The sequence below is a fragment of the Mesorhizobium sp. CA5 genome, assembly GCF_020165105.1.
Taxonomy (GTDB): domain Bacteria; phylum Pseudomonadota; class Alphaproteobacteria; order Rhizobiales; family Rhizobiaceae; genus Mesorhizobium.
On record NZ_JAIUHJ010000011.1, the window covers coordinates 176599 to 197660 of the forward strand.

General features: G+C 63.9%; 16 protein-coding genes. 5 read left to right on the forward strand and 11 right to left on the reverse strand.

Annotation, left to right across the window (positions count from 1 at the left end; all coding sequences use genetic code 11):
• Nucleotides 1-102: 102 nt before the first annotated feature.
• The gene (locus LB529_RS16720) at nt 103-1086 is read left to right on the forward strand and encodes a complex I NDUFA9 subunit family protein (RefSeq protein ID WP_140844809.1); all 984 of its coding nucleotides are present in this window, start codon (nt 103-105) and stop codon (nt 1084-1086) included.
• Nucleotides 1087-1095: 9 nt separating this feature from the next.
• On the opposite strand, the gene LB529_RS16725 is transcribed toward LB529_RS16720, so the two are convergent.
• Complete coding sequence (locus LB529_RS16725; protein ID WP_224711699.1) at nt 1096-2466, reverse strand: cytochrome P450; 1371 nt, start codon at nt 2464-2466, stop codon at nt 1096-1098.
• 272 nt (nt 2467-2738) lie between these two features.
• On the opposite strand from LB529_RS16725, the gene gyrB reads away from it, so the two are divergent.
• On the forward strand, nt 2739-5210 hold the full coding sequence (gyrB, locus tag LB529_RS16730) for a DNA topoisomerase (ATP-hydrolyzing) subunit B (protein WP_224629013.1): 2472 nt from the start codon (nt 2739-2741) through the stop codon (nt 5208-5210).
• 73 nt (nt 5211-5283) lie between these two features.
• Here gyrB and LB529_RS16735 read toward each other — a convergent pair whose 3' ends face one another.
• The 10 genes from LB529_RS16735 to LB529_RS16780 all read right to left on the reverse strand — a co-directional run bounded on the left by LB529_RS16735 (nt 5284) and on the right by LB529_RS16780 (nt 17478).
• Nucleotides 5284-6681, reverse strand: coding sequence for an NAD(P)(+) transhydrogenase (Re/Si-specific) subunit beta (locus LB529_RS16735; protein ID WP_095769372.1), 1398 nt, complete (start codon nt 6679-6681; stop codon nt 5284-5286).
• A 1-nt stretch (nt 6682) separates the two neighbouring features.
• Complete coding sequence (locus tag LB529_RS16740) at nt 6683-7102, reverse strand: NAD(P) transhydrogenase subunit alpha (protein WP_140545871.1); 420 nt, start codon at nt 7100-7102, stop codon at nt 6683-6685.
• Nucleotides 7102-8382, reverse strand: a complete 1281-nt coding sequence (locus LB529_RS16745; RefSeq protein ID WP_224629015.1) for a Re/Si-specific NAD(P)(+) transhydrogenase subunit alpha — start codon at nt 8380-8382, stop codon at nt 7102-7104. The genes LB529_RS16740 and LB529_RS16745 overlap by 1 nt, the downstream gene beginning before the upstream one ends.
• Nucleotides 8383-8467: 85 nt before the next feature.
• On the reverse strand, nt 8468-8692 hold the full coding sequence (locus LB529_RS16750; RefSeq protein ID WP_095769375.1) for an aa3-type cytochrome c oxidase subunit IV: 225 nt from the start codon (nt 8690-8692) through the stop codon (nt 8468-8470).
• A 149-nt stretch (nt 8693-8841) separates the two neighbouring features.
• Nucleotides 8842-8991 carry a DUF3096 domain-containing protein gene (locus LB529_RS16755; RefSeq protein WP_023729728.1) on the reverse strand — a complete coding sequence of 50 codons (150 nt, stop codon included), beginning with the start codon at nt 8989-8991 and terminating at the stop codon, nt 8842-8844.
• A 147-nt stretch (nt 8992-9138) separates the two neighbouring features.
• A complete protein-coding gene (locus LB529_RS16760) occupies nt 9139-9900 on the reverse strand; it encodes an N-acyl amino acid synthase FeeM domain-containing protein (protein WP_224711700.1) in 762 nt (253 codons plus the stop codon).
• A 300-nt stretch (nt 9901-10200) separates the two neighbouring features.
• Nucleotides 10201-12516: a putative bifunctional diguanylate cyclase/phosphodiesterase gene (locus LB529_RS16765; RefSeq protein ID WP_224711701.1), complete on the reverse strand. Its 2316-nt coding sequence runs from the start codon at nt 12514-12516 to the stop codon at nt 10201-10203.
• Nucleotides 12517-12665: 149 nt separating this feature from the next.
• Nucleotides 12666-16139, reverse strand: coding sequence for an indolepyruvate ferredoxin oxidoreductase family protein (locus LB529_RS16770; RefSeq protein WP_224711702.1), 3474 nt, complete (start codon nt 16137-16139; stop codon nt 12666-12668).
• A gap of 207 nt (nt 16140-16346) precedes the next feature.
• The gene (locus LB529_RS16775; RefSeq protein WP_224711703.1) at nt 16347-16877 is read right to left on the reverse strand and encodes a hypothetical protein; all 531 of its coding nucleotides are present in this window, start codon (nt 16875-16877) and stop codon (nt 16347-16349) included.
• Nucleotides 16870-17478: a CGNR zinc finger domain-containing protein gene (locus LB529_RS16780; RefSeq protein ID WP_095769381.1), complete on the reverse strand. Its 609-nt coding sequence runs from the start codon at nt 17476-17478 to the stop codon at nt 16870-16872. Before LB529_RS16780 ends, LB529_RS16775 begins: the two co-directional genes overlap by 8 nt.
• A gap of 93 nt (nt 17479-17571) precedes the next feature.
• Between LB529_RS16780 and LB529_RS16785 the strand changes: the two genes are divergently transcribed.
• The 3 genes from LB529_RS16785 to LB529_RS16795 all read left to right on the forward strand — a co-directional run bounded on the left by LB529_RS16785 (nt 17572) and on the right by LB529_RS16795 (nt 21061).
• Nucleotides 17572-18477, forward strand: a complete 906-nt coding sequence (locus LB529_RS16785) for a branched-chain amino acid ABC transporter permease (protein WP_140844787.1) — start codon at nt 17572-17574, stop codon at nt 18475-18477.
• 188 nt (nt 18478-18665) lie between these two features.
• Nucleotides 18666-19271 carry a TRAP transporter small permease subunit gene (locus tag LB529_RS16790; RefSeq protein ID WP_224545344.1) on the forward strand — a complete coding sequence of 202 codons (606 nt, stop codon included), beginning with the start codon at nt 18666-18668 and terminating at the stop codon, nt 19269-19271.
• Nucleotides 19271-21061 carry a TRAP transporter large permease subunit gene (locus LB529_RS16795; RefSeq protein WP_224711713.1) on the forward strand — a complete coding sequence of 597 codons (1791 nt, stop codon included), beginning with the start codon at nt 19271-19273 and terminating at the stop codon, nt 21059-21061. The genes LB529_RS16790 and LB529_RS16795 overlap by 1 nt, the downstream gene beginning before the upstream one ends.
• The last annotated feature ends 1 nt before the right edge of the window (nt 21062 follow it).

Here is a 21062-nt window from a genome sequence, read left to right on the forward strand (position 1 = left end):
AGTTCAAAAACAAGCCGACGGCGACTTCCGGTCGCTCTTTGCCTTTGGCGAGAAACGGATTAAGAAACGGCTTCAGCCAAGCATTTGCGCGCGGAGCCAGTCATGACCGAAATCCTGCAGACCCCCAAGCTCGTCGTCGTCTTCGGCGGCTCGGGCTTCGTCGGTCGCCACGTCGTGCGAGCGCTGGCCAAGCGCGGCTACCGCATCCGGGTCGCCTGCCGGCGGCCCGACCTTGCCGGCCATGTGCAGCCGCTCGGCAATGTCGGCCAGATTCAGCCCGTGCAGGCCAATGTGCGCGTGCGCTGGTCGGTCGACCGCGCCGTGCAAGGCGCCGACCATGTCGTCAACTTGGTCGCCATCCTGCATGAGACCGGCCGCCAGAAATTTGGCGCCGTGCACGAGTTCGGCGCGCGCGCCGTCGCCGAGGCCGCACGCTCGGTCGGCGCCGGCCTCACCCAGATCTCGGCGCTCGGCGCCGATCTCAATTCGCCGTCCAACTACGCCCGCACCAAGGCGCTGGGCGAAAGGGCAGTGTTCGAGACGATTCAGGATGCCGTCATATTCCGCCCATCGATCAATTTCGGACCGGAGGACCGCTTCTTCAACCGCTTCGCCGGCATGGCGCGCCTGTCGCCCGTCCTGCCGCTGATCGGCGGCGGGCAGAATAAGCTGCAGCCGGTCTATGTCGGAGACGTCGCAGAAGCGATCGCGCGCTCGGTCGACGGCAAGGTCAAGGGCGGCCAGATCTACGAGCTCGGCGGCCCGCAGGTGCTGACCTTCAAGGAATGCATGGAAGAACTGCTCGCGGTCATCGACCGCCGCCGGTTGCTGGTGCCGGTACCGTGGTGGGTGGCGAACATCCAGGCGTCGATCCTGCAGCTGTTACCCAATCCGCTCCTGACCAAGGACCAGGTGCTGCAGCTGCGCGAGCACAACGTCGTCTCGGACGAAGCCGCCAAGGCCGCCAGGACGCTTGCCGGCCTCGGCATCCAGCCGCAGGCGATCGCCACCATCCTGCCCAGCTATCTCTGGCGCTTCCGCGCCGCCGGCCAGTTCCAGCAGCGCCGGCCGATCGCCGATCGGTAACCAGCCGCTTCAAGCCCGGCGGGAGACCTGCATCGGCAGGCCGCCCTGCGGCTGCGTGGTGAGTTTCTGCACCGGCCAAGGTCGGGTCTGCGATGTCGCATCGAAGCGGAAGCGCGACAACAGGATCGCCAGAGCGATGATCGCTTCCTGCATGGCGAAGCTTGCACCGATGCAGACGCGCGGCCCGGCGCCGAAGGGCAGGTACTGGAAGCGGTCGATCCTGTCGCGGTTTTCGGGATGGAAACGCTCCGGCAGGAAGGCGTCCGGCCTGTCCCACAGCTTGCGGTGGCGGTGCACCACCCAGGGCATCACCAGCACGGCGGCGTATTTCGGGATATAGAGGCCTTTCCAGGTCTCCGGCTCGATCGGCTCGCGGTTGATCGAGGGCGCCGGCGGATAGAGCCTGAGCGCCTCCTCGAAAGCGGCGCGGGTGAGCGGCATGGCATCCAGCCACCTGGTCGGATCGGGTTCGCGCGCCAGCACGGCGTCGATCTCCTGCTCGACCTTGTCGCGTTCCCAGGGCGCCCCGGCGAGGCAATAGATCGTCCAGCCCAGCGCCCGCGCGGTCGTCTCATGGCCGGCGCCGATGAAGGTGATGATGTTGTCCTCGACTTCGGCGCGGGTCAGCCCGTCCGGCCCCTCGGCGCGCAGCAGAAGCGTGAGAAAATCCTGCGGCACGCCGTCGGGATCGCGCTTCAGCCGCTCCTCGCGCATCTTCACTGTGTTGGCCACGATATTGCGGAAATAGGCCATGGTCTTGCGGCCGCGGATGCGGGTTAGCCGCGGCAGCCATTCCGGCGCGCGCAGAAGGTCAAGCGGGTCGACACGGCCCATGGTCTCGAACAGGCGGTCGATCTCCTTGGCGAAGCTGCCGGGCTGGCCGGCGATCTCGCCGGAAAACAGCGTTTCGGCGAGGATGTCGTAGGTGAGCATCGTCATGTCATGCGCGACATCGGTCATGCCGCCGGCCTCGTAGCGGGTGACGAAATCCAGCGTGCGCTTCAGCATCGGCCCGGCGAAGCCGGAGATGTGGCGCGGTGTGAACACCGGCGCCATCGCCTTGCGCGAGCGCCTCCACACCTCGCCTTCGGCGGTCAGCAGCCCGTCGCGCAGGATCGGGCGCAGGATCAGCTGGCGCACAGTCGCCATCTTGTAATTCCTGGCGTTATCGATCAGCACATGGCGGATGAGGCCGGGATCGTTGGCGATGACCAGAGGGCCGCCGATGCCGGTCACCGAGATCCAGGGCTCGTTGTAGGTATGCTCGCCCCACAGCTCGAGCGGATTGCGGTAGACGATGCGCATCATCTCCAGCGTCGAAGGCGGCGTTGTGCGCGGCGTCGGCGCCGGCGGCACGAAAGGGGCGGGCTTGGTGTCCATGAAGCATGCTCCGCTGACAGCCGAATGTAGTGTCCGACGAAGCGGGCGTCCATCTGGCCGAGCAGGTCCGCGATCGTCACCAAATACGGCTCGCGTCAGCCGGCTTGCCGGTCCGTCGGCTCGGGGTGAATGAAAGGCTTCTCGCCAAGCCGGCAAAATGGCCGCAAACCTTGGAAAACCAGCCGTTTGCGCCTATATCTAGGACATCAAAACGGCGCGATTCGGGGTGACTTTCCCGTGCCGGACCATCGACATCAATCAGACAGGTATTCATGAGCGACCAGACCGAAAGCGCCATTGGCGTGGAAGCCGAGTACGGCGCCGATTCCATCAAGGTTTTGAAGGGGTTGGATGCCGTGCGCAAGCGTCCGGGCATGTATATCGGTGACACCGATGACGGCTCGGGCCTGCATCACATGGTCTATGAGGTGGTGGACAACGCCATCGACGAGGCGCTGGCGGGCCACGCCGACCTCGTCTCGGTGACGCTCAACCCCGACGGCTCCGTCACTGTGATCGATAATGGCCGCGGCATTCCGACCGACATCCACTCCTCAGAGGGTGTTTCGGCGGCGGAAGTGATCATGACGCAGCTGCATGCCGGCGGCAAATTCGACCAGAACTCCTACAAGGTTTCCGGCGGTCTGCACGGCGTCGGCGTCTCGGTGGTCAACGCGCTTTCCGCATGGCTCAAGCTCAAGATCCGCCGCAACGGCGAAATCTTCGAGATGAGCTTCACGCATGGCAATGCCGACGCGCCGTTGAAGGTGACGGGCACATATGAGCAGAACAAACAGCCCGGCACCTATGAGGGCCGCAGCGGCAGCGAGATCACCTTCTTCCCGTCGGCCGAGACCTTCACCATGGTCGAATTCGACTATGGCACGCTGGAGCACCGGCTGCGCGAGCTTGCCTTCCTCAATTCCGGCGTGCGCATCGTGCTGACCGACGCGCGTCATGCCGACTTGGTGCGCCACGAGCTGCATTACGACGGCGGCCTGGAAGAGTTCGTCAAATATCTCGACCGGGTGAAGAAGCCGCTGATCGAAACGCCGATCGCCATCCGCGCCGAGCGCGACGGCATCACCGTGGAAGTCGCGATGTGGTGGAACGACAGCTACCACGAGAACGTGCTGGCTTTCACCAACAACATCCCGCAACGCGACGGCGGCACGCATCTGGCGGGCTTCCGCGCGGCGCTGACCAGGCAGATCACCGGCTATGGCGAATCGTCCGGCCAGACCAAGAAGGAAAAGGTCTCGCTGACCGGCGACGACTGCCGCGAAGGCCTGACCGCCGTTCTATCGGTCAAGGTGCCGGACCCGAAATTCTCCTCGCAGACCAAGGACAAGCTGGTCTCGTCCGAGGTCCGCCCGGTGGTGGAAAGCCTGGTCAACGAGGCGCTGGGCACCTGGCTGGAAGAGCATCCGAGCGAAGGCAGGGTGGTGGTCGAGAAGGTGATCCAGGCGGCGGCCGCGCGCGAGGCCGCGCGCAAGGCGCGCGACATCACCCGCAAGAGCTCGCTCGGCGTCACCTCGCTGCCCGGCAAGCTCGCCGACTGCCAGGAGCGCGATCCGGCGAAGTCGGAAATCTTCATTGTCGAGGGCGATTCGGCCGGCGGCTCGGCCAAGGGCGGACGCTCGCGCCAGAACCAGGCGATCCTGCCGCTGCGCGGCAAGATCCTCAATGTCGAACGGGCGCGCTTCGACCGCATGCTCTCTTCGGACATGATCGGCACGCTGATCACCGCGCTCGGCACCTCGATCGGCAAGGACGAGTTCAATGCCGACAAGCTGCGCTACCACAAGATCATTCTGATGACGGACGCCGACGTCGACGGCGCCCACATCCGCACGCTGTTGCTCACCTTCTTCTTCCGGCAGATGCCGGAGCTGATCGAGCGCGGCCATCTCTACATCGCCCAGCCGCCGCTCTACAAAGTGACGCGGGGCAAGAGCTCGCAATATCTCAAGGACGAAAGCGCCTATGAGGAATATCTGATCGGGTCCGGACTGGATGAGGCCTCGCTGGTGCTGGCTTCCGGGGAGGTACGGACAGGACAGGACCTGCGCGCCTCGGTCGACGACGCGCTTTCGGTGCGCCAGCTGATCAACGGGCTGCACACGCGCTATAACCGCAGCGTCGTCGAGCAGGCGGCGATCGCCGGTGCGCTCAATCCCGACGTGCTTGCCGATCTGGGCCGCGCCAATGCCATGGCCGAGCGCGTCGCGAAGCGGCTCGACATGATCGCCGAGGAGACTGAGCGCGGCTGGACCGGCAGGCTGTCGACCTCCAATGACGGTTCGGGCGGCTATGTGTTCGAGCGCACCGTGCGCGGCGTGAAGGATGTGGTCCAGCTCGACGCCGGGCTGATCAATTCGGCCGATGCGCGCCAGCTCGACCGCTACGCGGCGCGCCTGGCAGAAGTCTATGGCGAGCAGCCTGCCTTGCGTCGGAAAGAGACCTCGGAACTCCTCTCGGGGCCGCTGGCGCTGCTCAACGCAGTGTTCGCTTCAGGCCGCAAGGGCCTCACCATGCAGCGCTACAAGGGTCTCGGCGAGATGAATGCCGAGCAGCTCTGGGAAACCACGCTGGACCCGAATGTGCGCTCTCTGCTGCAGGTCAAGGTCAACGACGCGACCGACGCCGACTCGCTGTTCTCGCGGCTGATGGGCGACGAGGTGGAACCACGCCGCGAGTTCATCCAGGACAATGCGCTGTCGGTGGCCAATCTGGATATCTGAGCGCGCCCTTACAGATTCAAAAAGAAAGGCCCGACAGCTGTCGGGCCTTTCTTTTTGATGCCTGCCATGACGCTCAGTGATCCATCGCCTTGACGATTTCCTCGGTCATCTTCTTGGCGTCGCCGAGCAGCATCATGGTGCCGTCCTTGTAGAACAGCGTGTTGTCGATGCCGGCATAGCCGGAACCGAGCGAGCGCTTGACGAAGAGGCAGGTGCGGGCCTTGTCGACGTCGAGGATCGGCATGCCGTAGATCGGCGAGGACTTGTCGTCGCGCGCAGACGGGTTGGTGACGTCATTGGCGCCGATGACATAGGCGACGTCGGCCTGCGCGAATTCCGAGTTGATGTCCTCCAGCTCGAACACCTCGTCATAAGGCACGTTGGCCTCGGCCAGAAGCACGTTCATGTGGCCGGGCATGCGTCCGGCGACCGGGTGGATGGCGTATTTCACCTCGACGCCGTTGGCCTTGAGCTTGTCGGCCATTTCGCGCAGCGCATGCTGCGCCTGGGCGACCGCCATGCCATAGCCGGGCACGATGATGACCTTCTGCGCGTTCATCATCAGATAGGCCGCGTCGTCGGCCGAGCCCTGCTTGACGGTGCGCTCGATGCCGTCGCTGGCCACGGCAGCGGTCTCGCCGCCAAAGCCGCCGAGGATGACCGAGATGAAGCTCCGGTTCATGCCCTTGCACATGATGTAGGACAGGATCGCGCCCGACGAGCCGACCAGCGCGCCGGTGATGATCAGCGCCAGGTTGCCGAGGGTGAACCCGAGTGCCGCCGCCGCCCAGCCGGAATAGGAGTTCAGCATCGACACCACGACCGGCATATCGGCGCCGCCGATCGGGATGATCAAGAGCACGCCGAGCACCAGCGAGGCGGCGACGATCAGCCAGAAGACGAGCTTGGACTCGGTGGTCACGAGCAGCACGATCAGCACCACCAGCGCGATACCGAGCGCGATGTTGATGAGGTGACGGCCGCCGATCATGATCGGCTTGCCGGACATGCGTCCGTCGAGCTTCAGGAAGGCGATGACCGAGCCGGTGAAGGTGATGGCGCCGATGGCGACGCCCAGGCTCATCTCGACGAGAGCCTGGGCATGGATGTCGCCTGCGGTGCCGATACCAAAACTTTCCGGCGCGTAGATGGCGGCAGCCGCCACCATCACGGCGGCGAAGCCGACGAGGCTGTGGAAGGCGGCGACCAGCTGCGGCATCGAGGTCATGGCGATGCGACGCGCGGTGACGGCGCCGATGCCGCCGCCAATGGCGAGACCGAGCACGATCAGGCCGAAGCGGCCGGCCGAAGGCAGCGCCAGCGCCAGCGTTGTGGCGATGGCGATGCCCATGCCGATCATGCCGTAAAGATTGCCCTGGCGGCTGGTGGTCGGGTGCGACAGGCCGCGCAGCGCCAGGATGAACAGGATGCCGGAGACAAGATAGAGGAAGGAAGCGAAGTTGGCGTTCACGTCACTTTTCCTTCTTCTTGTACATGGCGAGCATGCGCTGGGTGACGAGGAAGCCGCCGAAGATGTTGACCGAGACCAGCACCAGCGCGACAAAGCCGAAGCCCGCGGCCAGGCCCGAAGCGGCGATGCCGACGGCGAGCAGCGCGCCGACGACGATGACCGAGGAGATGGCGTTGGTGACGGCCATCAGCGGCGTGTGCAGCGCCGGCGTCACCGACCAGACGACATAATAGCCGACGAAGATCGCCAGCACGAAGATGGCGAAGCGGAAGACGAAGGGATCGATGGCGCCACCCGAAAGCGCGTGCGCGGCATTACCGGCAGCCTCGCCTGCGGGCGCGTTGGCAAGGTCCTGCACCGCAAGGCGGACGGCGGCGGTCGCCTGATCGAGCTGATCGAGAGCTTTCTGCAGCTGTTCCATCACGCGGTCCCTTTCGACTTAGACGAGGGCGACTTGGCTGCGGCGGGTTTCTTCGCCGCGATCTTCTTCGCAGCAGGCTTGTCGAAGGCGTCAGCGACGATGGTCGTCGCGGGAATGGCAGCCGGCTCGGTGCGCGGCTCTTCCGCCGCCTTGGCGAAGGCAGGATGCACGACTTTGCCGCCATCGGTCAGCATCGTGGCCTTGACCAACTCGTCGTCGCGCTTGATCGAAAACTGTTTCGTCACCTTGTCGACCATCGTCTCGAGGAAGGCGTAGAGATTCTTGGCGTAGAGCAGCGAGGCGGATGCAGCAACACGACCGGGCACGTTGAGATGGCCGACGATCTTGACGCCGTTTTCTGTCGTCACGACTTTGCCGGGCACCGCGCCTTCGACATTGCCACCGCGCTCGACCGCCAGGTCGACGATCACCGAGCCCGGCTTCATCGAGGCGACCATGGCAGCCGAGATGAGCTTCGGCGCCGGACGGCCAGGGATCAGCGCGGTGGTGATGACGATGTCCTGCTTGGCGATGTGCTCGGCAGTCAGCGCCGCCTGCTTGGCCTGGTATTCCTTCGACATTTCCTTGGCGTAGCCGCCGGCCGTCTCGGCCGCCTTGAACTCCTCGTCCTCGACCGCCAGGAATTTGGCGCCGAGCGATTGCACCTGCTCCTTCACCGCCGGACGCACGTCTGTAGCGGTGACGATGGCGCCCAGCCGCCGCGCGGTGGCGATGGCCTGTAGCCCGGCGACGCCGACGCCCATGACGAAAGCTTTCGCCGCCGGCACTGTGCCTGCCGCCGTCATCATCATCGGCAGCGCGCGGTCATATTCGGCGGCCGCGTCGATCACCGCCTGGTAGCCGGCGAGATTGGCCTGCGAGGAAAGCACATCCATCGACTGGGCGCGGGTGATGCGCGGCATGAATTCCATCGAAAAGGCGGTGATGCCGGCCTTGGCCATCGCGGCGACAGCGGCATCGTTGCCGTAAGGATCCATGATGGCGATGACGGCGGCGCCCGGCTTGTAGCCCTTGAGCTCGCCATCCGTCGGCCGGCGCACTTTCAGCACCACATCGGCCTTTTTGGCGTCGGCCGCCGTTCCGATCGCGCCGCCGGCAGCAGTGAAATCCTGGTCGGGAATGCGTGAGCCGAGGCCGGCACCCTTCTCGACGATCACGTCGAAGCCGAGACCCGCCAGGCGCTTGACCGTCTCCGGCGAGGCCGCGACGCGCGGCTCGTTCGGGTCAATCTCGCGAGGGATGAATACGATTTGTCCCACCGGATGATCCTTTCGGCTGGAACCTTGACTGCGCAAGGCGTCGGCCGGACGTCCGGCGACGTCGAGGGCAATGGGCTTGGGAAGTCTACCGCAGAATGAGAGTGCCGACGGCCATGATCAGGATAAACAGGATGGTCGCCGAGAAGAAGCCGCCGACGAAGAAACCGAAGGCCATTGCAATAAGGACGGCGGCACAGAACAGCGAGCCGTATTTGGCAAGACCGAGGAAGCCTTTGTAGGTACGGTCGTGCTCGGCATAGTCCATCTGCGCGCCCAGCTCGACAGGACCGGTCGGCGTGTGATCAGCCATGGAAGTACCCCTTCGAAAATGCCTTCGAGGCACATAGCGAAAAGCCGAACCAAGAGCAATGGCGCTATTGCCGCACAGTCCGCGACAACAGCCTCAAACGAAAGTTGAAATCGAATGCCGCGCGATGTCGACGCGGCCGGCGCGGAATTTCAGCCGGCGAGGTGGGGGAAAAGGCCGAGCAGGCCGACAACGATCAGGTAAAGCGCGACGATGTAGTTGAGGAGCCGAGGCATCACCAGGATCAGCACGCCGGCGATCAGCGAGATCAGCGGCGTCAGCGCGAGCGAGTGGATGGTCATGCGGGATCCTTTCTATGACAGGCGCGATCACCTGGGCAGACCAGGCTGCGGAGCTGTATCGACGCAATTCCGGACGGAAAACCGCTCACACTTTTCCTGGAATTGCTCTGACAACGCCGCCGCCGACGAAAGGTTCATGGCCTGCGTTCAGGCCGCGGCGCGGTAATATTTCGCCGTCGGCAGAATGGTGAGGGGCGTCAGCCGGTTGATGGCCGGATTGCCGAACATCATCCGCTGCTCCATCGGCGTCGATCTGAAGAACGGCAATCGTTTGAGCGTCAGGCGCATGTTTTCGCCGGCCGGGATTTCGAACAGTGCGAGCGGGGGAAGAACGCCCGGAAATACTTTAGCCTCTGTCCTCTGCACGGCCTGAAAGTAACGAACGTAAAAAGCGGAATGCTCCATCTTGACCGGCGTCAGTACCGAGTCCTGGCCAAAATAACAGGAGGCGACCATGGCAATCCTGAGTGTCAGGAAAGGTATCACTCCGGGCGACGGTGCGCTGGCAGGATCGGCTGCGAACCGGGTTCCATCGATGAAGGTTTCTCCGCGCGCAAGCCGCTCCTTCAATATTTCCGGATAGGCATCGACGGAGGGCGAGAACGGACACTCGCTGGTAATATAATGGAAACGCAGTGTGCTGACCAATTGGCCATAGCAATAGACACCGAACCGGTAGGCGTTGGGCAGATTATCCCAGCGATCCTCGAACATACCGCTCGCGATCGGACCACACATACCTGAGCGCCGATAGGAATTGTAGCGGAGCCGGTATATCGCCTCCTGATCTTCACCCCCGGTGATGAGACGATATTCGACATGATCCAGCAGTTGCATCATGGATCGGTTGAGCGCCGAGTCGATTCTAGCGCTGGCGTCGACCGACGCGCTCTTTCTAGCAACAACCATAGTCTGTCCTCGAATTCCGCTTATAAATAAGCTATTCGAGTTGAAATGAGACACAAGCTGAAAATTCGATATCGCTGATTTACCGGTTGTTAACCTTAACGGCCGTGAATCGTTCGGCGATCTCATGCGAAAAATGCAGGATCGTGCAGTCAGGTTGTCTGATCCGAACTGGCGGCGATCACCGCGGTGATTCTGAAATCAGGTGTTGCGCGCACCAGGACGTGGCGGATTTAGACAGCGCCCGAGCTGTCATCCTTTCATTGGGTGAACATTCGATCTGTTTTTTGAACGCAATAGCGTTCAGCTGGCTGTCCGTTTGCCGGCGATATACAGATCCGCTGCAAACGGCCACGTGACACTCGACATCGTCTCGATGCCCGACGCGCTGAGCGCGGCGCCGAAGAGGAAGCCCTGCACGAAGTCCGGCTTGACCAGATGGACCAGCGTCTTCAGCTGCTCGAAGGTTTCGACCCCTTCGATGGTGACAGAAAGACCCAGCGTCCGGGACAGGCCGACGATGCCCTTCAGAAGATCGAGCGACTGCCGGTTCTGGTTCAAATCGATCAGGAAGGAGCGATCGATCTTGATCTTGTCGAGCGGCAGCTTGTGCAAATAGCTGAGGCTGGAATAGCCGGTGCCGAAATCGTCGAGCGCAATGCGGACGCCAAGCGTCTTCATCTCTTCGATCAGCTCGCGCGTCAGCGATTTGTCGTCGAGCAAGGCGGTCTCGGTGACCTCGATTTCGAGCCTGTGCGGCGCAAGGCTTGACGCCGCCAGCGCGTCACGAACCTTCTGCACGACATCGCGGTTGCGGAAATCCTTGGCCGAAAGGTTGACCGATACGCTGGTCTGCGTCGGCCATTTGGCGCATTCGGCGCAGGCCGCCTGCAACACGAAAGTACTGATGTCGGCAATGATGCCCATCTCCTCGGCGAGCGGGATGAAGACGCTGGGCGAGATCGGGCCGAGATCGGGATGGTCCCAGCGGCAGAGCGCCTCGCAACTGGCGATGCGCATGGTGCTGATGGCCACGATCGGCTGGTAGACGACGCGCAACTCCCTGGCCTGCACGGCATTGCGCAGGTCGGCCTTCATCAGCTGGCGACTGCGGAACGCGGCATCCATTGATGCCTCGAACAGCCGCCAGCTGTTCTTGCCGAGCTCCTTGGCCTTGTAGAGGGCAAGGTCGGCCTTGACGATCATGGCGTCGACATCGGTGTCTTCGACCCTGGACAACACGGCGCCGCCGCTGGCCTGGATGCGTAGGCTGTGACCGGCGACATCCACCTCCCCCTGCAGGTTGACGAAGATCTCGTCGAGCAAATCGTTGAGATGGCTCTCGTCCTCGATGCGGTCGAAGAAGACCATGAACTCGTCGCCGCCGAAACGGCTGACATTGATGCCTGGCCCGGCGACCGCAGCCAGCCGCTCGGCCAAGGCATAGATCAGCCCATCGCCGACCGGATGGCCGAGTGTGTCGTTGACGCTCTTGAAATCGTCGAGGTCGAGCACGGCGAGGCCGCAGAGCCGGTCGCGGTCGCCGGACGCCATGGCTTCGCCGACCAGTTCGTTGAAATAGGCGCGGTTCGGCAGCCCCGTCAAATTGTCGTAGCGCGCCATGAAGCGGATCTTTTCCTCCGCCTCGACGCGGGCCGTCACGTCCTCGAAGGTGATGACGCCCAATTCCTGACTGCCTTCGCGCGCGGAAAATTCATAGTGCTGGCCATTGGCAAGCGAAACCAGCACCTTGCGGTCGCGGCCTTCGCGCAAGGCGCGCGTCAGCTGCGCCTCGATGTAGCGGCAGTCCTTTGGCGCCAGCATGCCGCCGGCAACGCCGCGCATCAGCAGGCTGTGGATCGAGCGCCCGAGCAGCGCCTCGGACGATTTCAGCGACATCAGATGGGCAGCCTCGGCATTGGCCACCGCGACGCGGCCGTCCGGGCCTAGCATGACCAGGCCGTGCGACATGGTGTTGAGCGCGCGGTCGAACCGGCGCGTCAGGTTCCTCGCCTGCTTGTGGCCGATGACCGCGGAGAAGAGCACGTTGCGGACATGGTCAGCGCTGCTGATCGTGACGAACGTCAGTGGGATGATCATCAAGCCGAGGACGACAGAAGCCATATCCATACGCAGGATGAGCGCAAGAGCCGCCGGCCCGACGAGGGTCAATGAAAAAATCTGGACCATGCGCATGGACCCGTAACTTCGCCCGACAACCGTTACCAGGGTCGTCAACGACAACGACACCGACGCCAGTTCACCAAACTGGTCAGGACGCAGGTAGATCGACACGAAGCAGAATGACCCCAATGCGAGGCCCTGCGCGCTGCCTTTGATAATGTAGTTGCGCTCTATCGCTTCTGCCTCTGCGACACTTGCTATGGTGCCGCCCGCTCTATGGAAGCCTTGGATGCTGAAGTACCGCCAGAGGCTGGCCGATAGCAGAACGAAAGCCAAGGCCAGATAAAGCAGATCCTGCGTGCGCAGGTAGACCATGAAACCGACAATCCAGTAGCATACGCCGCCGATCGCCACCATGCCGGCGTTGTCGAACAATGCCCGCACGAACTGGATATAGACGTCCGCCGGGATGCTCTCGGTCTTCGCTCTGCCCATACACTCGGCCCAACACTACGCCTTGTCATGCCACACCCCGCCTTAAGAAAGGCTTAGAACGGCGCGCGGCGACGGTTGCAGAGGGTTGCTATAAGCAGGACGGATAAGGGATTCGGGATTTTGGCGCGGCGTCCAACGCGCCGGCGCGATCATTCCGCCGCCCGAAGCGAAGGCTCCGCGGGGGCTTGCTTCAAACGCTCGATCAAACGCGAGCGCTCGCCCGCCGCCTTGTCGGCGCTGGCCTGCCGGACATGGCCGTAGCCGCGGATAAGCGCCGGCACGGAGGCCAGGGCCGTCGCGGCTTCCATCCTGCCCGGCGCCAGCGCGCCGGCGATCAGCTCGAGATCGGCTTCGTATGCCCTCAGCGACTGCCGCTCGATGCGCCGCTCGGCCGTGTAGCCGAAAAGGTCGAAGGCGGTTCCACGCAGGCCCTTCATCGCCGCCAGCAGCCGAAAGCCCTTCATCATCCACGGGCCGAAGCTCGATTTGCGGGGCTTGCCGTCATTGCCGCGCCGCCCGAGGATCGGCGGCGCGAGATGGAACTCGAGCTTGTCGTAGCTCTGGAACTGCTTGGCGAGGTCGGCGGCGAAAGTGCCGTCGGTGTAGAGCCGCGCCACCTCATACTCGTCCTTGATCGACATCAGCTTGAAGAGGTTCCTGGCGACGGCCTCGGTCACTGCGGTCGAGCCGGGCACGGCCTTGGCTTCGGCGGCGCGCAACGTCGCCACGCGGTCGGCGTAACGCCTGGCATAGCCTGCGTTCTGATAGGCGGTAAGGAAGGCGACACGGCGGGCGATGACATCGTCCAGCGTCTCCGCCGGTCGGGAAGCCGGCTTGTCCGTCTGGCTGACCAGGCCGCGCACGAAATCGGGCTGATGCGCGGCGCGGCGGCCCCAGCGGAAGGCCGCGATGTTCATCGGCACCGCCTCGCCGTTCAATTCTATCGCCTTTTCAACGGCTTCGGCGGAAAGCGGCAGTCCGCCATGCTGGAAGGCGAAGCCGAGCATGAACATGTTGGCGCCCAGCGAATTGCCGAACAAAGCCGTCGCCGTGCGGGTGGCGTCGAAGAAATGCGCCTTGTCGTCGCCGGCCGCCGCCCGGATCGCCTTCTTCAGCCGCTCGATCGGCAGCGAGAAGTCGGCGGACCGGGTGAATTCGCCGGGCATGATCTCGGCGGTGTTGGCGAGGAAGATCGTGTGGCCCTCGCGCACCCCGCCCAGCACCTTCTTGGCGCCGGAGACGACGAGATCGCAGCCGAGCACAAGGTCGGCCTTGCCGGCCGAAACGCGGATGGCATGGATATCCTCGGGCGTCGGGGCGATGCGGACATGGGTGAAGACCGAGCCGCCCTTCTGGGCGAGGCCGGCCATGTCGATCATGCCGCAGCCCTTCCCTTCAAGATGCGCGGCCATGCCGAGCACCGCGCCGACGGTGACAACGCCGGTGCCGCCGACCCCGTCGATGATCCCCGCCCAGCCCTGGGTGCCCATGCGGAATTCAGCCGGCGCGGGCACGCCGTCGAGAGGATCGGCCTTGCCGGCAATGCCCTCTGCCTTCCTGATCTTGCCGCCATGCACGGTGACGAAGGACGGGCAGAAGCCGTTGAGGCAGGAGAAGTCCTTGTTGCAGCTCGACTGGTCGATCCGGCGTTTGCGGCCGAATTCGGTCTCGACCGGCTGGATCGAGACGCAGTTCGACTGGACGCCGCAATCGCCGCAGCCTTCGCAGACCAGTTCGTTGATGAAGAGGCGCTTGTCCGGATCGGGGAAGGTGCCGCGCTTGCGGCGCCGGCGTTTCTCGGCGGCGCAGGTCTGGTCGTAAATGAGAACGGAAACGCCTTTGAGCCCACGCAACTCGCGCTGGACGAGATCGAGGTCGTCACGGTGATGGATGCTGACGCCGGCCGGGAAATCGGCCTTGCCGGCATATTTGTCGGGCTCGTCGGTGACGACGGCGATGCGCTCGACGCCCTCGGCGCGCACTTGTCTGGCGATCATGTCGACGGTCAGGCCGCCCTCATGCGGCTGGCCTCCGGTCATGGCGACGGCGTCGTTGTAAAGGATCTTGTAGGTGATGTTAGCGCCCGAGGACAGCGCGAAGCGGATCGCCAGCACGCCGGAATGGTTATAGGTGCCGTCGCCGAGATTCTGGAAGATGTGGTCGCGCTTCGAGAACGGCGCCTGTCCGACCCATTGCGCGCCCTCGCCGCCCATGGCGGTGAAGCCGACCGTATTCCTGTCCATCCACAGCGCCATGAAATGGCAGCCGATGCCGGCGGCGGCGATCGAGCCGTCCGGAACCTTGGTTGACGAATTGTGCGGGCAGCCCGAGCAGAAGAAAGGCGTGCGCGAGCCGATATCGACAGTGTCTGCGAGCATCGCCTGGAACTGGCGCAGCTTCGCCAGCCGCGCGGCGATTTCTTCCGACGGGCCGATGGTGCGCAGAATCCGTTCGCCGAGCGCGATGGCGATCTCGTTCGGATCGAGCGCGCCCTTGGCCGGAAACAGCCAGTCGCCGCGTTCGTCCTTCTTGCCGACGATCACCGGCTGCGTGGCGGTGCCGTAGAGGTTCTCGCGCAGCTGAACCTCGATCAAAGAGCGCTTTTCCTCGACGACGACGATGGTGTCGAGGCCGCGGGCGAACTCGGCGATATGCTGGAAATCGAGCGGCCACGGGCAGCCGACCTTGAACAGGCGGATGCCGATGCGGTTGGCGGCCGCCTCGTCGATGCCGATATCCTCCAGCGCCTGGCGGACATCGAGATAGCTCTTGCCGATGGTGATGACGCCGAGCTTGGGATTGCGGCCGCCGGAATAGACGATGCGGTTGAGACCATTGGCCTGGATAAAGGCGGAGGCGGCGGCGCGCTTGTACTCGTGCAGCCGCTCTTCCTGGCCGAGCATGTCGATCTCGTGGCGGATGTTGAGGCCGCCCAGCGGCATGTCGAATTCGGGAATGACGATGCCCAGACGCTCGATCGAGGCGTCGACCGAGGCGGTCGATTCGATGTTGTCCTTGACGCATTTGATCGCCGCCCAGGTGCCGGCGAAGCGCGACATTGCAAAGCCGTAGAGGCCGTAGTCGATGATCTCCTGGACGCCTGCCGGGTTGAGGATCGGCACCATGGTGTCGACGAATAGGAATTCGGTGGCATGCGCATTCGTCGAGGATTCGGCCATGTGGTCGTCGCCCATCAGGGCAAGCACGCCGCCGTGCTTGGACGAGCCGGCAAGATTGGCGTGGCGGAAGACGTCTCCGGAACGGTCGACGCCCGGCCCCTTGCCGTACCAGACGGAAAAGACGCCGTCATGCGTGCCCTCGCCCAACAATTCGGTCTGCTGAGAACCCCAGCAGGCGGTGGCGGCGAGTTCCTCGTTGAGGCCGGGCTGGAAGACGATGTCGGCAGCCGCAAGCTGCTTCTTGGCCCGCCACAGCTGCATGTCGAGGCCGCCCAAAGGCGAGCCGCGATAGCCGGAGACGAAGCCCGCCGTGTTGAGGCCCGCGCGGCGGTCGCGCTCGCGCTGCATCAGAAGCATGCGCACGACCGCCTGCGCGCCGGACAGGAAGACGCGCTCCTTGCCAAGGTCGAACTTGTCGTCGAGCGCGACGTCGTGCAGCGTCATCAGGTATTTCCTCTGCGGAGGCGGCTCAAATCAGGCAGCCAACGTCGGAGTGGGACGCCGCAGTCTTTCTTCCCTTGGCGGAGAGGTCAAACAAAATCGCAGCAGCCAGATAACACGCAACAAACGGTCTGGCGAGTGGCCGACGGCGCATGCAAGACCGCGCTAACTGCTTCCCGAGGAACAAAAATTTCGTGAGCGCTGGGCGTTTCAGGTCGCTTTCGAGCAATCCGGCTTCTGCTCGTCCGGCAGCTTGCCATCGGGATGGCCGGCAAGGTCCGGGTTGAGCTCGTATTTCGGGCCGATCACCAGCGGCCGGTCCGGCAGCATCGTCTGATCCTCCGACGAGGTCATGGTGGTGTCGATGCTTTGCAGCAATGTGCCGCTGGCATCCTGGATGCGGATAGAGACTTTGTAAGGCTTGTCCTTGACCACGCAGGAGAGCGGCGGGCTGGTGAGCGTGATATGGGGCAGCTTCGGCCAGATCTTCTGGTTGACGACGAGCGGATCGCCGCCCGCCGGATTCTGGAAGCTCACCACCGCGACCTGGCCGTCGACCATCGGCCGCAGCGGCTTCAGCGTGATGACATAGGTGGCGATGGCCAGCCGGTAATTGAACTCGAACAGCTTGCCGGAGATGGCGAAGAGTTGCTCCTTGCCGGTGTCGCGGCAGGCGCCAAGCGCGAATGCAGCGATCAAGGCGACGCCGACCAGAGCCGAACGCGACAATTTCCTAAGCATTGCTGACCTCCCTCGCCGCTGTGCGGCGGCGGTAATAGCGGTTTGCCTTCTGGCGGTTGCCGCAAACCGCCATGTCGCACCAGAGGCGACTGGCGTTGCGGCTGCGGTCGACGAACAGCCAGCTGCAATTGGGACAGATCCTCAGCCTCGCCACCGTTTCGTCGCGCAGCAGCGACAGCGCCGAGACGGCCAAAGCCGCCTCGAAGGCGATCGGCGTTTGCGGATCGCCGAAAGGCTGGCCCGGCACCCCGATCTCGGTCGCGCTGCCGGACAGCCCGCCGGCGCAGGCCGTGAGGAAGTCCGGCAAGTGGCTGGTCGCAATCGCGCCGTTCGATACGGCATGACGAAACAGGCGGTCGGTCGCTTCGCGAATCGAGACGACGGCTGGCTTTATCTCGCCCGGCTCCGGCGCCTGCAGCCTTCGGCCGCCGAGCTCGGCCGCGCGAAAGCCGCTCGCCGCCTCGGCGAAGCGGGCGATCTCGGCCGGATCGTCAAAACGGTCAAAGGACTTTTGCGGATCGTTGCGCAGCACGACGGTGTTCGCCGTGTCGAGCGCAAGGATGCCGCCGGTGAAGCGGTGCGGGGTCCAGGAAACCGTCATGACAGAAATCTAACCGATAAAACGCATTTGACAAGTTAGATTCCGAGTGCAACGGTCCAGCGGGGTCGCGTCATACGACCTGTAGGATATCGCATGCTCTATTTCTTCCAGCAGGTGCTGAACGGGCTGCATTCGGGCGCGCTCTATGCGCTGCTCGCCTTCGGCTATGTGCTGACCAACGGCATCCTGCATCGCACCAACCTGGCTTACGGCGCGCTGTTCGCCTTCTGCGGCCAGACGATGATCCTGACCGCCGCCTTCGGCTATCAGGCGCTGTGGCTGACGCTGGCCGCCGCGGTAATGCTCGGCGTCGCCGCCGCCGTGCTTTATGCCGCGCTGATCAGCCATGTCCTGTCGCGCAGCGTTTTCGAGAGGCTCGCCGACCGCTCGCCCAACGCCATCGTGGTGACGACGCTCGGCATTCTCATCTTCCTGTCGGAAGCGAGCCGCATTGCCGCCGACACGCATGACCTATGGCTGCCGCCGATGCTCGCCAACCCCGTCATCTTTGCCCAGGGTGAGGGCTTCAAGGTGACGCTCACGGTGATCCAGCTGCTCGATTGCGCTTGTATCATCGCGGTGGTGGCGCTGGCGGCCTGGCTGTTCTCGCATTCGCATTTCGGCCGCGCCTGGCGCGCCGTCTCCGACGACCCGAAAGCGGCGGCGATGTGCGGCATCGACGTCACCGCCGTGTTCCGCCGCGCCGTGCTGTTCAGCGGCTTTTGCGCCGCCCTAGCCGGCGTGCTTGCCGGTCTCTATTATGGCAATGTCTCCTTCGGCACCGGGCTGGTCTACGGCCTCAAGATCCTGTTCGTGACGGCGGTCGGCGGTTATCTGTCGCCGCTCAAGGCGGCGCTTGGTGCCGCGGCCTTCGGCATGGCGGAATCGCTCTGGGCCGGCTATTTCCCGCTCGAATGGCGCGACGCCTGGATCTATCTCTTCCTCGTCGCCATGCTGGTGCTGATCGGCGCCGGACGCGACCAGGCCAAGATCGCCTGAGCTCCCAGACTTTTGGTTGCATGACGTGGCGTCATGCGGCGGCATTCCGCCTCTGCGCGGCTTGCCGATCTGTTTGCCGTCGCTTTGTCATGTTGACCTGCCGGACCACGCACTGCATATCGTTGGGCCAAGCGGCGCGACACCGGAGGGGGAATCGGGCGCGCTGCCGGTACCAGGGAGGACTATGCATGGCAGGGCTGCTCGCTCTATCCAGGACGATCGACCGCATCAACGAGTTCATCGGCCGCTGGGTGTCGTGGCTGATCCTGCTCGCGATCCTGGTGAGCGCCGGCAACGCCGTCATCCGCAAGGTGTTCGACATCTCCTCCAACGCCTGGCTGGAGCTGCAGTGGTACCTGTTCGGGGCCGCCTTCATGCTGGCCGCCGCCTACACGCTGAAACAGAACGACCATATCCGCATCGACATTGTCTACGGCATGTTCTCGCGCCGTGTGCAGCACTGGATCGACCTCTTCGGCCATCTCTTTTTCCTGATGCCGTTCGTGGTGCTGATGGTGATCTATTTCGTGCCTTACGTGTCGCTTTCCTTCCGCAGCGGCGAGATGTCGACCAATGCCGGCGGCCTGATCGTGTGGCCGGCCAAGGCCATCCTGCTGGTCGGCTTCTTCCTGCTCGCGCTGCAAGGGATTTCCGAAATCATCAAGAAGATCGCCATCATGCGTGGCGACATGGACGATCCCACTCCTTTTATCTCGGCCCATGAGCAGGCCGAGCTCGAGGCCAAGGCGCTGGCCGAGGAAGCCAAGGCGCACGCGGGCGAGGTGCGCTCGTGATCGAATTCATCGCGCAGAACATGGCGCCGATCATGTTCGCCTCGCTGGTCGTCTTCCTGTTGATCGGCTACCCCGTAGCCTTCTCGCTCGCCGCCAACGGGCTGATGTTCTTCTTCATCGGTGTCGTGCTGTCGCCCTATTCCGGCGGGTCGATCAACCTTGCCTGGCCGCTGCTGCATGCGCTTCCCGATAACTTCTACGGCACCAGGGTGATGTCCAACGACACGCTCTTGGCGATACCGTTCTTCACCTTCATGGGTATCGTGCTGGAGCGCTCCGGCATGGCCGAGGACCTGCTCGACACGATCGGGCAGCTGTTCGGGCCGATCCGCGGCGGGCTTGCCTATGCGGTGATCTTCGTCGGTGCGCTGCTTGCCGCGACGACCGGCGTGGTGGCCGCTTCGGTCATCGCCATGGGCCTGATCTCGCTGCCGATCATGTTGCGCTACGGCTACGACCGGCGCGTCGCCTCGGGCGTCATCGCCGCCTCCGGCACGCTGGCGCAGATCATCCCGCCGTCGCTGGTGCTGATAGTGCTGGCCGACCAGCTGGGACGCTCGGTCGGCGACATGTATGCCGGCGCGTTGATCCCCGGTCTCGTGCTCACCGGCATCTACATGCTCTACATCCTGATCATGTCGATCGTCCGGCCGAACTCGATGCCGGCGCTGCCGCTCGAGGCGCGTACGCTTGGCCATGGCGTGATATCCCTGCTGGTGGCAATCGTGGTGACGGGCGCGATTTCATACGCGGCCTATCGCTACCTTGCGCCGACCCACGGCGACAATGCCGACATCCTCGGCTTCGCCGTCGGCGTCATCATCATTTATGTCGTCGCCATCCTCGATCAGCGGCTCCGTATCAACATGATGTCGAAGCTGGCGCAGCAGGTGGTGATCGTGCTGATCCCGCCGTTGGCGCTGATCTTCCTGGTTCTGGGCACCATCTTCCTCGGCATCGCCACGCCGACGGAAGGCGGCGCCATGGGCGCCGTCGGCGCGCTCATCATGGCGGCAATGAAGGGCCGCCTGACGACGGACGTCATCAACCAGGCGCTGGCCTCGACGACCCGGCTTTCCGCCTTCGTGCTGTTCATCCTGATCGGCGCGCGCGTCTTTTCGCTGACCTTCTATGGCGTCAACGGCCATATCTGGGTCGAGCACCTGCTGACATCGCTGCCCGGCGGCGAGACCGGCTTCCTGATCGGCGTCAACATCCTGGTCTTCGTGCTCGCCTTCTTCCTCGATTTCTTCGAGCTCGCCTTCATCATCGTGCCGCTGCTGGCGCCGGCGGCGGACAAGCTCGGCATCGACCTGATCTGGTTCGGCGTGCTGCTCGGCGTCAACATGCAAACCAGCTTCATGCACCCGCCCTTCGGCTTCGCGCTGTTCTACCTGCGCTCGGTCGCGGCCCGCGTGCCTTACCTCGACAGGATCACCGGCAAGCAGATCGCGCCGATCACCACCGGGCAGATCTATTGGGGCGCCGTGCCGTTCGTCCTGATCCAGGTGATCATGATCGGGCTCACCATCGCGTTCCCGCAGATGGTCATGCGCTACAAGGGCGCCGCGGTGGAGCCCAGCACCATCGACCTCAGGCTGCCCGACATGCCTTCGCTGTCGCCGCTCGGCACGCCGCCGGCGAACAACAATGGAGCTGCGCCGTCCAATGGCGGCGCTCCGGCGGCACCCGGCACGCCCGACCTGTCGCAGCCGCCGAGCTTCGGCGATACGCCGGCCAAGCCGGCAGCGCCGGCGCCCGATCTCTCGCAGCCGCCCAAATTCAATTGAG